At 60.8% G+C, this 12,595-nt stretch carries 6 protein-coding genes and 3 rRNA genes; all 9 read left to right on the top strand.

Annotated elements, in window-relative coordinates:
• Positions 1-7: 7 nt before the first annotated feature.
• The 9 genes from ACF3NP_RS04405 to ACF3NP_RS04365 all read left to right on the top strand — a co-directional run bounded on the left by ACF3NP_RS04405 (position 8) and on the right by ACF3NP_RS04365 (position 12,595).
• Entirely contained in the window at positions 8-1,204 is a 1,197-nt protein-coding gene (locus tag ACF3NP_RS04405; protein WP_392398989.1) for a hypothetical protein, read from the top strand.
• Positions 1,201-2,796 carry a vWA domain-containing protein gene (locus ACF3NP_RS04400; protein ID WP_338026571.1) on the top strand — a complete coding sequence of 532 codons (1,596 nt, stop codon included), beginning with the start codon at positions 1,201-1,203 and terminating at the stop codon, positions 2,794-2,796. Before ACF3NP_RS04405 ends, ACF3NP_RS04400 begins: the two co-directional genes overlap by 4 nt.
• Positions 2,783-3,433, top strand: a complete 651-nt coding sequence (locus ACF3NP_RS04395) for a hypothetical protein (RefSeq protein ID WP_181888368.1) — start codon at positions 2,783-2,785, stop codon at positions 3,431-3,433. Before ACF3NP_RS04400 ends, ACF3NP_RS04395 begins: the two co-directional genes overlap by 14 nt.
• A complete protein-coding gene (locus ACF3NP_RS04390; RefSeq protein WP_181888369.1) occupies positions 3,430-3,609 on the top strand; it encodes a Trm112 family protein in 180 nt (59 codons plus the stop codon). The genes ACF3NP_RS04395 and ACF3NP_RS04390 overlap by 4 nt, the downstream gene beginning before the upstream one ends.
• Positions 3,610-3,621: 12 nt before the next feature.
• Complete coding sequence (gene tyrS / locus ACF3NP_RS04385) at positions 3,622-4,884, top strand: tyrosine--tRNA ligase (protein ID WP_181888370.1); 1,263 nt, start codon at positions 3,622-3,624, stop codon at positions 4,882-4,884.
• 619 nt (positions 4,885-5,503) lie between these two features.
• Positions 5,504-7,020 (top strand): 16S ribosomal RNA (locus tag ACF3NP_RS04380).
• A 400-nt stretch (positions 7,021-7,420) separates the two neighbouring features.
• A 23S ribosomal RNA gene (locus tag ACF3NP_RS04375) occupies positions 7,421-10,509 on the top strand.
• A gap of 171 nt (positions 10,510-10,680) precedes the next feature.
• A 5S ribosomal RNA gene (gene rrf, locus ACF3NP_RS04370) occupies positions 10,681-10,798 on the top strand.
• Together the 16S, 23S and 5S rRNA genes form the textbook arrangement of a ribosomal RNA operon.
• Positions 10,799-11,869: 1,071 nt before the next feature.
• Entirely contained in the window at positions 11,870-12,595 is a 726-nt protein-coding gene (locus ACF3NP_RS04365; protein ID WP_370642053.1) for a tetratricopeptide repeat protein, read from the top strand.

Here is a 12,595-nt window from a genome sequence, read left to right as displayed (position 1 = left end):
GTGAGCTATGAGTGTGCCGAGTAGCCATGACGCCAAGCCCCGGGGACGGAAAGTCTCCGTAGTGCTTGGCGTCATTTTAGTTGGGGTGGTTATCGCCGCCGTCGCGCTGGGACGGGGGCTGCTGCCCTTCGGCGGCGGCGACAGCGACGAAGGCGGCGGGGGAGCGGCCGGCGGTTCCGGCGGGTCCGGCGGCAAGCTGACGCAGCTGCACGGCGTGATCGGCTCGGAAAAGCGGGCCTACTTCGAAGACCCCGACGTGGTGGCCCGGCTGGAGGAGCTGGGGTATCGCGTCAGCGTCACCACCGCCGGCTCGCGCCAAATCGCCACCACGACGGGCATCGCGGAGCAGGACTTCGTCTTCCCGTCCTCGGCGCCGGCGACGCAGAAGGTGCGCGAGCAGGGCAGCGGCTACTCCGTGGACTTCCCGTTCTTCACGCCGATGGCGGTGGCGAGCTGGAAGCCGATCGCTGACCTCCTCGTGGCAGAAGGTGTGGTCAGCGAGGAAAACGGCACCTACACCCTGGACGTGAACAAGTACATGGACTTGGCCCGATCCGGAAAGCGCTGGCGGGACCTGGGCGAGGCGTACCCGTCGCCACGCAATGTGCAGATCCGCTCCACGGACATCCGCACCTCCAACTCCGCGGCGATGTACCTGTCGCTTCTGGCGTGGGAGGTGGCCGAGCGCGACCCCGAGCGCAGGGACGACGTCGGCTTCCTCATCGACGAGATTGCCCCGTTTTTCACCGCGCAAGGGTATAGCGAAGCGTCCTCCTCGGGTCCGTTCACGGATTATCTGAGCCAAGGCATTGGTGCCGCGCCGATGGTGATGGTCTACGAGGCGCAGTTCTTGGGCGAGCAGATGCGGCCGAACTCGCGCATCCGGGACGACATGGTGCTGCTGCACTTGAGCCCCACCGTGCTCGCGAATCACGGCATCGTCGGAGTCTCGGCCGGCGGCAAGGAGCTCGGGCGCCTGCTGTCGAATGATCCGCAACTGCAGCAGCTCGCCGCCCGCCACGGTTTCCGGCCCGCTAACTCCGGCAGCTTGGCCGACGAGCTCGCAGACCGCGGCCTCGACGCCCCATCCGACTACGTCAATTCCATCGACCCACCCTCCTACGACAGGCTCGAGCAGCTCATCGACGGAGTGGGACAACGCTACGCCGGAGCGCCAGCGCCGGTGAAGGAGGACGACCAGTGAAACGCCTACTCGCGGCCATCGCCGCCTTGATGTCGCTCATGCTCGCCTCGTGCGTCTCGCTCGGCGGCGATACCTCTGGCTCCGGCTCGGGTGCAGGCTCCAGGTCTGGATCTGGCGCACCGGCGGACCTGACCATCGTCGCCGCGACCGAACTGAAGGATCTGCAGGGGTTGGTCGACCAGGCGGCGAAGGAGCTCGGCTTCTCCATCGACCTGCAGTTCCCCGGCGGCACCCTCGACAACTCGCAGACGCTCAAGCGCGGCGATTTCGACGGGGAAGTGGACGCCACCTGGTTCGCCACCAACCGCTACGTCAACCTCATCGGCGCCTCCGACAAGTTGGACAGCGAGACGAAGATCGCCACCAGCCCCGTCGCATTCGGCGTGTGGGAGGACAGCGCCAAGCGCCTCGGCTGGGACACCACGCAGCCCACGTGGGCTGAGTTCGCCCAGGCCGCGGAGGCCGGCGAATTCAGCTTTGGCATGACCAATCCGCAGGCGTCCAACTCCGGGTTTTCCGCACTGGTAGCCGTGGCCACCGCGCTGGCGGACACCGGCGACGCGATCGCACCGGCCGATCTGGAGCGCGTCGGCCCGCGCCTCGAGCAGCTTTTCCAGGCACAATCCATGGTCTCCGGGTCCTCCGGGTGGCTGGCAGAGGCGTTCGCCAACGACCCCGAGCGTGCAGATGCAATCGTCAACTACGAGTCCACGCTCCACCAGATGCGTCAGCAGGGCCAGCCAATCGAGGTCGTGGTCCCGGCCGACGGCGTGATCTCCGCGGATTACCCCCTGTCCGCGCTTTCGCAGCCGGCGAATGCGGACGCGCGGGAGCGCGTCGAGAAGCTTGCGAATTGGCTCCTGGAGCACCAGCCCGACATCGCCGACACCTTCCGCAGGCCGGTGACGCAGGTGGACAACCTGCCCGCGGAGATCGCGGACCAGCAGGTCATCGAGCTGCCGTTCCCCGCGAACGAAGGCGTGGTGAACGAGCTCCTGTACGCCTACGACAACTCCTACCGCCAGCCCGGCACCACCACGTTTGTGCTGGACACCTCGGGTTCGATGGAGGGCCAACGCATCGCGTCGCTGAAAGACATCATGCATTCGCTTATCGACGGCTCCGCTTCCACCCTCACCGGCGACGTCTCCCTTCGCGACCGGGAGAACGTCACGCTGCAGTCCTTCGACAGCAGGCCGAACGACCCCGTGACGGCGCGGTTCTCCCACGAGGACCCGGCGGCGGCCGCGGAGCTGACCAACTACGTGGATGGGCTCAGTGCCAGCGGCTCCACGGCGATGTACCAGACGCTGCTTGAAGCACTGCGCGAGACGGATCCGGCCGGCGGTATCCCGTCGATAGTCCTGCTCAGCGACGGCCAAGACACCGTCGGGCCCCGCTTTTCCAAGTTCAAGGAGGAATACGAGCAGCTGCCGGCCGCACAGCGGTCCGTGCCGGTGTTTGTGATCCTCTACGGCGACGCTAGCGAGTCGGAGATGCGTGAACTGGCGGAGCTGACCGGCGGCGAAGTGTTCGACGCGCTCGGCGGCGACCTCGCGGCGGCGTTTAAGGAGATCCGTGGCTTCCAATAATGTTTCAGGCAACGCGTTCGCCCGCTACTTCGCGTCGCCGAAGAACCAGGTCGGGCTGGTGCTTGCCATCCTGGTGGTTGTTCTGCACCTGGTGGTGGGTATCGGTGTCTACTGGCCGGTGGCGGCGCTGGCGGCCTACGGGGCGGGCGCGGCGCTGACCCCCGCGCGCACACCCAAGGAGCTGCCCGTGGCGCCGGCGGAGCCCACCCCGGTGGTGCTGGAGCGGTCGCTGCAGGAGACCTCCAGGCGTTTGGGTGGCGCCCGCCCGCCGCGCCAGGTGATGGCCCAGGCACGTGCGCTCGAAGACACTGTCCGGTTTGTGCTCTCCGAGTGGGAGCATTTGGAACCTACCCCGGAGCACCGCCAGACGATTTGGAATGTGGTGAAGGTGTACTACCCGGAGGTCGTCGATACGTATCTCGATGCCCCGCAGTACCGCGACGCCTCCGCAGTGCGGGTGGTCGTGGACTCGCTGACCACGCTCACCCGCGCCGCAGGACGGGTGCGGCAGGGCATCTTGGACGACAACCTGCGGGCGATGGACTCCCAAGCGCAGTTCCTGCGGGAGGAGCTCGGGGAGTTGCCCGGACTCGACGACAGCTACCGCGGCGGCGACGGGTACGATCCGAAACCATGAGTCTGGATCCGAAGCTTCTCAGCGTCCTCGCGTGCCCCAAGGACAAGGGCCCGCTGGAGTACAACCAGGAAAAGCAGCTCCTGGTCAACGAACGCCTCGGAATTGCCTATCGCATCGACGACGGCATCCCGGTTTTGCTCATCGACGAAGCAGAGCCCTACACCCCCGCGAACTAGAAGAAAGCGACCATGACTTCCACCAACATCATTGATGAGCTGACCTGGCGAGGGCTGATCAACCAGTCCACCGACCTAGACAACCTGCGCGAAGCCGCGCAAGCGCCGATCACCCTGTACTGCGGCTTCGACCCGACCGGCCCGTCGCTGCACGCCGGCCACCTCGTGCCGCTTCTGATGCTGCGCCGCTTCCAGGAGGCCGGCCACACACCGATCGTGCTGGCCGGCGGCGCCACCGGCATGATAGGCGATCCGCGCGACGTAGGGGAGCGGTCCATGAACTCCGCGGACACCGTGAAGGATTGGGCGGAGCGCATCTCCGGCCAGCTCAAGCGCTTCGTGCACTTCGACGGCGACAACGCCGCGAAGCTGGTCAACAACAACGACTGGACCAAAGACCTCAGCGCGATCGAGTTCCTGCGCGACATCGGCAAGCACTTCTCCCTGTCCACCATGCTGGGCCGCGAGACGGTGAAGCGTCGCCTGGAAAACGACGGCATTTCTTACACCGAGTTCTCCTACATGTTGCTGCAGGCCAACGACTTTGTGCAGCTGCGCCGCGCGCACGACTGCATCCTGCAGATCGGCGGCGGTGACCAGTGGGGCAACCTTGTGGCCGGCGTGGACCTGAACCGCCGCATCGACGGCGCGCAGACCCACGCGCTGACCGTTCCGCTGGTCACCGATTCCGAGGGCAAAAAGTTTGGCAAGTCCACCGGCGGCGGGTCCCTGTGGCTCGACCCGGAGATGACCAGCCCGTACACCTGGTACCAGTACTTCGTGAACACCGCGGACGCCGACGTGATCCGCTACCTGCGGTGGTTCACCTTCCTGGACCAGGAGGAGCTCGCCCGCCTAGAGGTCGAGGTGGAGGAGCGTCCGTTCAAGCGCGAAGCGCAGCGTCGACTTGCCCAGGAAATGACCGACCTGGTCCACGGCGTAGAGGCGCGCGAGGCCGTCGAGCTCGCATCCCAGGCGCTGTTCGGCCGCGCCGAGCTTGCGGATCTGGACGAGGCGACCCTCGCCGCGTCGGTCTCCGAGACCGACGTCTTCGAGTTCTCCGGCGAGACCACCATCGTGGATCTGCTTGTCGGCGCAGGTCTCGCGGATTCCAAGGGTGCCGCCCGCCGTTCCATCAAGGAGGGCGGCGCGTACGTGAACAACGTCCGCATCGAGGACGAGTCGTGGGCACCCACCGACAACGACTTCCTCCACGGATCCTGGCTGGTGCTTCGCCGCGGCAAGAAGAACTTCGCGGGAGCGAAGCGCGTCTAGCAATCTGCTTTACGACGAGCTAACGCCCAGGCCCGGATTTACCATCTGGCCTGGGCGTTTTGTGTTGTATCTAGCTTCGTGGTTATATATCCATCCGTTGCTTCTGAGCGGTTCGGCCGCTTGGAGGGAATGGTTTAAGTGAATAGGGGTTACGTTCTGGTTAACCGGGGTTTAACGTGAGTTTGACTTTTGGTTGGTTGGTTGTGTAGCTTCTGACGAAGCCGCTTTTTCCGGCTGGGGCCGTGTTTGGTTCTGGTTGGTGGGTGTGCTGGTGTTGTTTGAGAACTCGATAGTGTGCCAATGTACTTTTGTTGCGTGGGTGTGTTTGCCTGCCTTTTTGTGCACTGTGTGGTGTGTGCCCTGTTGTGGGTGTGTGCCGGTGGTGGCGTGGTTGAATTCCAATGATGGATCGCGTCATCTGTTTGGTTCAGTGTGCGTGGGGTGTGGTTGAACATGTTTCACGTATATTTTTGGCCAGCCTCCTTTTTGCCCCGACGGGTTGGGGGTTGGTTGTTGAACCTTTGTAATTTTTGGATTTTGCCAGTCCAGCACTTTGTGTTGGTTGGTTTGTTTTTGGTTGGGTTTGGGCTTTTCACGGCCTGTTTCTGCTGAAACTGTTTTTGTGGAGAGTTTGATCCTGGCTCAGGATGAACGCTGGCGGCGTGCTTAACACATGCAAGTCGAACGGAAAGGCTCCTGCTTGCAGGGGTACTCGAGTGGCGAACGGGTGAGTAACACGTGGGTGATCTGCCCTGCACTTCGGGATAAGCCTGGGAAACTGGGTCTAATACCGGATAGGACGATGGTTTGGATGCCATTGTGGAAAGTTTTTCGGTGTGGGATGAGCTCGCGGCCTATCAGCTTGTTGGTGGGGTAATGGCCTACCAAGGCGTCGACGGGTAGCCGGCCTGAGAGGGTGTACGGCCACATTGGGACTGAGATACGGCCCAGACTCCTACGGGAGGCAGCAGTGGGGAATATTGCACAATGGGCGCAAGCCTGATGCAGCGACGCCGCGTGGGGGATGACGGCCTTCGGGTTGTAAACTCCTTTCGCTAGGGACGAAGCGTTATGTGACGGTACCTGGAGAAGAAGCACCGGCTAACTACGTGCCAGCAGCCGCGGTAATACGTAGGGTGCGAGCGTTGTCCGGAATTACTGGGCGTAAAGAGCTCGTAGGTGGTTTGTCGCGTCGTTTGTGTAAGCCCGCAGCTTAACTGCGGGACTGCAGGCGATACGGGCATAACTTGAGTGCTGTAGGGGAGACTGGAATTCCTGGTGTAGCGGTGGAATGCGCAGATATCAGGAGGAACACCGATGGCGAAGGCAGGTCTCTGGGCAGTAACTGACGCTGAGGAGCGAAAGCATGGGTAGCGAACAGGATTAGATACCCTGGTAGTCCATGCCGTAAACGGTGGGCGCTAGGTGTGAGTCCCTTCCACGGGGTTCGTGCCGTAGCTAACGCATTAAGCGCCCCGCCTGGGGAGTACGGCCGCAAGGCTAAAACTCAAAGGAATTGACGGGGGCCCGCACAAGCGGCGGAGCATGTGGATTAATTCGATGCAACGCGAAGAACCTTACCTGGGCTTGACATACACCAGATCGCCGTAGAGATACGGTTTCCCTTTGTGGTTGGTGTACAGGTGGTGCATGGTTGTCGTCAGCTCGTGTCGTGAGATGTTGGGTTAAGTCCCGCAACGAGCGCAACCCTTGTCTTATGTTGCCAGCACGTTATGGTGGGGACTCGTGAGAGACTGCCGGGGTTAACTCGGAGGAAGGTGGGGATGACGTCAAATCATCATGCCCCTTATGTCCAGGGCTTCACACATGCTACAATGGTCGGTACAACGCGTCTGCAAGCCTGTGAGGGTGAGCTAATCGCTGTAAAGCCGGTCGTAGTTCGGATTGGGGTCTGCAACTCGACCCCATGAAGTCGGAGTCGCTAGTAATCGCAGATCAGCAACGCTGCGGTGAATACGTTCCCGGGCCTTGTACACACCGCCCGTCACGTCATGAAAGTTGGTAACACCCGAAGCCAGTGGCCTGTCATGGGAGCTGTCGAAGGTGGGATCGGCGATTGGGACGAAGTCGTAACAAGGTAGCCGTACCGGAAGGTGCGGCTGGATCACCTCCTTTCTAAGGAGCTTTATTTTGTGTGCCCGCAGTTGTGGGTCATTGGTTGTGTGGTTGAGTCGCCGAGTGTGCGACTGCCACGGAAGTATTTTGCCGGGTGGAGACACACCTTCAAGGTCATGGTGGCATCGTCTGGATGGTGGTGCGTCTGGCCTGTGAAGGGTTGTGCTCACATGGTGTTGGTTGGTGGTCACACCGGTTTGCGTGACAAAAGAGTATGCGTTGGTGCACTGTTGGGTGTCTGGGGCAGCACAAGGTTGTTCCTGTTGGGCCCTCATGTCGGCTGGCTGCTTGGTTGTGGTTGGTTGTGTGTGGGGGTTGTGTTGTGTGAGAACTGTATAGTGGACGCGAGTATCTTTCTTTTTTGTGTTTTGGTGTTTGTACCTTGATTGTTTGTGTGTCCGTGTGTTTTGTTACGGGCGTATGGTGGATGCCTTGGCATGCTGAGCCGATGAAGGACGTGTGAGGCTGCGTTATGCCTCGGGGAGTTGCCAACAAAGCGTTGATCCGAGGATGTCCGAATGGGGAAACCCAGCACCAGTTGTGTGGTGTTACCCGCAGGTGAATACATAGTCTGTGTGGGGGTTGACGCGGGGAAGTGAAACATCTCAGTACCCGTAGGAGAAGAAAACAATTGTGATTCCGTGTGTAGTGGCGAGCGATAGCGGATGAGGCTAAACCGTGTGCGTGTGATACCTGGCAGGGGTTGCGTGTGCGGTGTTGTGGGGCGCAAATGGTGCAGGCTGTCAACTGCACGCGCAATGCGCACATATCAGCGGAAGCATCTGGGATGGTGCGCCGGAGTAGGTGAAAAGTCCTGTACGTGAAGGTGTGTGTGGTTGTGTGGTTTGTGTTTTTCCCCGAGTAGCAGCGGGCTCGTGGAATCTGCTGTGAATCTGCCGGGACCACCCGGTAAGCCTAAATACTCAGTGTGACCGATAGTGAATTAAGTACCGTGAGGGAATGGTGAAAAGTACCCCGGGAGGGGAGTGAAAGAGTTCCTGAAACCATGCGCTTACAATCCGTCAGAGCACTTTTTTGTGTGTGATGGCGTGCCTTTTGAAGAATGAGCCTGCGAGTCAGCGGCATGTCGCGAGGTTAACCCGATTGTGGGGTAGTCGTAGCGAAAGCGAATCCGAATAGGGTGTTTTTAGTGGCATGTCCTGGACCCGAAGCGGGGTGATCTACCCATGGCCAGTGTGAAGCAGCTGTAAGAGGTTGTGGAGGCGCGAACCCACTTAGGTTGAAAACTGAGGGGATGAGCTGTGGGTAGGGGTGAAAGGCCAATCAAACTCCGTGATAGCTGGTTCTCCCCGAAATGCATTTAGGTGCAGCGTGATGTGAGCTTGCCGGAGGTAGAGCTACTGGTTGGTTGAGCGGGACTATCATCTTAGCGACGTCAGCCAAACTCCGAATACCGGTTTCAAGTGGTGCATTGCAGTGAGACTGTGGGGGATAAGCTTCATAGTCGAGAGGGAAACAGCCCAGATCGCCGGTTAAGGCCCCTAAGGGTGTGCTAAGTGGAAAAGGATGTGGGATCGCGAAGACAGCCAGGAGGTTGGCTTAGAAGCAGCCATCCTTGAAAGAGTGCGTAATAGCTCACTGGTCGAGTGGTTCCGCGCCGACAATGTAGTGGGGCTCAAGCACACCGCCGAAGCCGCGGCAACAGTTTTACTGTTGGGTAGGGGAGCGTCGTGTGTGGGGTGAAGCCGTATCGGAAGGAGCGGTGGACTGCATGCGAGTGAGAATGCAGGCATGAGTAACGAATGGCAAGTGAGAATCTTGCCCGCCGGATGACTAAGGGTTCCTGGGTCAAGTTCGTCTTCCCAGGGTGAGTCGGGTCCTAAGGCGAGGCCGACAGGCGTAGTCGATGGTCAACGGGTTGATATTCCCGTACCCGTATATGCGCGCCCAGTATCGAAGCGGTGATACTAACCACCCTGACCCGCCGACCGTTGCCATCCTTCGGGATGGTTGGTTGGTGGTGATGCGTGGGGCCTGATCCGTTGTAGGTCAGTGATGGGGTGACGCAGTGAGGTAGCCGAGCCGCTGATTGGATTGCGGTGCAAGCGTGTGGCACGACACCACGGTAAATCCTGGTGTTTTTTGTGTGAGGCGTGATGCGTAGCCCATAGTTGGGTGATGTTGGTGATCCTGGACTGCCGAGAAAAGCCTCTAGCGATGTGCGTATACGGCCCGTACCCATAACCGACACAGGTGGTCAGGTAGAAAATACTCAGGCGAGCGGGTGAACTGTGGTTAAGGAACTCGGCAAAATGCCCCCGTAACTTCGGGAGAAGGGGGACCCACACTGGTTACCGGTCATACGATTGTGTTGCTGGTGTGGGTCGCAGAGAAGAGAGGGGAGCGACTGTTTATCAAAAACACAGGTCCGTGCGAAGACGGTTAAGTTGATGTATACGGACTGACGCCTGCCCGGTGCTGGAAGGTTAAGAGGACCTGTTAGACCTTTGTGGTCGAAGCGGAGAATTTAAGCCCCAGTAAACGGCGGTGGTAACTATAACCATCCTAAGGTAGCGAAATTCCTTGTCGGGTAAGTTCCGACCTGCACGAATGGCGTAACGACTCCCCTGCTGTCTCAACCACAGGCCCGGTGAAATTGCAGTACGAGTAAAGATGCTCGTTTCGCGCGGCAGGACGAAAAGACCCCGGGACCTTCACTATAGCTTGGTATTGGCATTCGGTGCGGTTTGTGTAGGATAGGTGGGAGACGTTGATGCATGCACGCTAGTGTGTGTGGAGTCGTTGTTGAAATACCACTCTGACCGTAGTGGATATCTAACCTTGGCCCATGATCTGGGTTGGGGACAGTGCCTGGTGGGTAGTTTAACTGGGGCGGTTGCCTCCCAAAATGTAACGGAGGCGCCCAAAGGTTCCCTCAGCCTGGTTGGCAATCAGGTGTTCAGAGTGTAAGTGCACAAGGGAGCTTGACTGCGAGACTGACTAGTCGAGCAGGGACGAAAGTCGGGACTAGTGATCCGGCACCTACTTGTGGATGTGGTGTCGCTCAACGGATAAAAGGTACCCCGGGGATAACAGGCTGATCTTCCCCAAGAGTCCATATCGACGGGATGGTTTGGCACCTCGATGTCGGCTCGTCGCATCCTGGGGCTGGAGTAGGTCCCAAGGGTTGGGCTGTTCGCCCATTAAAGCGGCACGCGAGCTGGGTTCAGAACGTCGTGAGACAGTTCGGTCTCTATCCGCCGCGCGCGTTGAAACTTGAAGAAGGCTGTCCCTAGTACGAGAGGACCGGGACGGACGTACCTCTAGTGTGCCAGTTGTTCCGCCAGGAGCACGGCTGGTTGGCTACGTACGGAAGGGATAACCGCTGAAAGCATCTAAGCGGGAAGCCTGTTTTAAGATGAGGTTTCATTTGAGGTTCCCAGAAGACGACTGGGTTGATAGGCCGGACCTGGAAGCACAGTAATGTGTGGAGGCGACCGGTACTAATACACCAATAAACACACGCATCGTCGCACACCAACCAAGGGTGTGAACACCGCGAAACGAACACAAACAAGCAAAACACTCGCGTCCACTGTGCAGTCACTGACACAACACACCAACCCGAAGAAGTGGTTGGCCGACAAAAATTGCATACACACGCTGAACACTCAGCGCCGTGCATACCCCACAAGGTGTGTCGGTGGTTGATGGCGGCGGGGAAACGCCCGGTCCCATTCCGAACCCGGAAGCTAAGCCCGCCCGCGCCGATGGTACTGCCCCCGGGAGGGAGTGGGAGAGTAGGTTACCGCCGACCCAACAACTTCACACACAGCACCCGCCACAATCACCTGCTTGCGGCGGGTGCTTTTCTGCATGCTCACTACTCGGCCGGCGTAGCCACGCTGCTCGCGTGTACTCCCGCATTGCAGGCTTCCGCATTGCGGACAACCACACCCCCACCAACAATTGGTGTGCACCCACGGATTGTACGAATCAACAAAACACCCCCGCCGACGCAAAACCGACCTGGGCAAACGCGGCGGCGTCGTCGATTCGTCCACAACCGGTGCCCCGCATGGCCTCCTCGTCGCCCTCTAGCGCTTGCGGACTTCCGCATTGCGGACAACACCGAGCTCGCCAATAATGGGTACGAACCAACCAATGAACCCGGCGGGGAAGTGGCGGTCTCGTAAATTCTGACAACGGTGATCCACGACCTTGGGAAACAGCGGGCGAAAACCGTCCGGTCGTCAACTTCTACGAGACCACCCCAGCCCGCCGCCGTTGCGGATTTCCGCATTGCGGAGAACACCAGTGTCACCAACAATGGGGGCAGACCCACGAATTGTACGAATCGACAACGCGCCCCACTTGCCCGATAATCCACCTGGGGAAACGTGGACCCGCCGTCGATTCGTGCACAATCGGCACCCAAATGGGCAGGTTGATCCCAGATATTGACGCAGTGAGGCCGGACGGGGTGGGGGAAGGCGCAGGTGGTGGGAGCCAGATGTGCCCGGGTGCATGGCTTTCCTATAATGGTCGAGATTAGAAACGGAGGTCCCCAATGGCAGATGTGGACGAAGGAAGAGGGCAGGAGCGCTCTTTCGGTGACAACGGTCGCGAGGACCGCCCGCATAGGGAGCGCGGTGGTCGTGACGCCCGCAACCGCGATGGTCAGCGCGGGGCTCGCGGAAACGACTCCGATCGCGGAGAGCGCCGGGGCGAAGGGCGCCGGGGTCAAGGTCGCGGTCGGGATGGGGACCGTCGACGTGGTGAAGGCCGAGGCGAGGGCCGAGACGGACGGCGCGGCGAGCGTCGGGGCGACGGCCGCCGTGGCGAGGGTCGCGGACGCGACGGGGACCGTCGCCGGGGTCGCGGTGGTGTGCGCCACGACCGTTCCAACCCGCGCCGCGAGGGCTTCCGCGAGGACCGCATGGTGCAGAAGGAGCTGGAGCCTGATCTGCCGCAGGGCCTGGAAATCTCCGACTTGGACCCGTCGGTGCTGCAGGATTTGAAGGTGCTGTCGAAGGATAATGCGGAGCGCGTCGCAAAGCATATGCTCATGGCGACCGACCTGCTGTACGACGACCCACAGCTTGCGCTGCAGCACGCCCGCGCCGCGAAGAACCGCGCGGGACGCGTGGGCGTGGTGCGCGAAACCAACGGTGTGGTGGCGTACCACGCCGGCGAGTGGAAGGAAGCACTGTCTGAGCTTCGTGCCGCGCGCCGAATTTCCGGCGGTCCCGGTTTGCTTGCCGTGATGGCGGACGCGGAACGCGGTCTTGGGAGGCCGGAAAAGGCACTGGAGCTCGGTCGCAGCCCCGAGGCACGCGAGTTGGACGAGGAAGGCCAGATTGAGCTGGCCATCGTTCTGGCTGGTGCACGCCACGACCTTGGGCAGCACGACTCGGCGGTGGCGCAGTTGCAGCGACTGAACCCGTCGCTGGATTCCCAGGGTTTTGAACAGGCGCGGCTGAGCTACGCCTACGCAGATGCGCTCTTGGCCACCGGCGAGAAGGCGGAGGCGAAGCGGTGGTTCGAGCACGTTGCCAAGATTGACGTGGACGGCATGACCGACGCGTCCGAGCGTGTGGCGGAGCTGGGCTAG

Source organism: Corynebacterium lehmanniae, assembly GCF_043161975.1.
In the GTDB taxonomy this organism is placed as follows: Bacteria; Actinomycetota; Actinomycetes; order Mycobacteriales; family Mycobacteriaceae; genus Corynebacterium; species Corynebacterium lehmanniae.
Note: the sequence above shows the minus strand (reverse complement) of the source record. Positions and strands in the feature narration are given on the sequence as shown.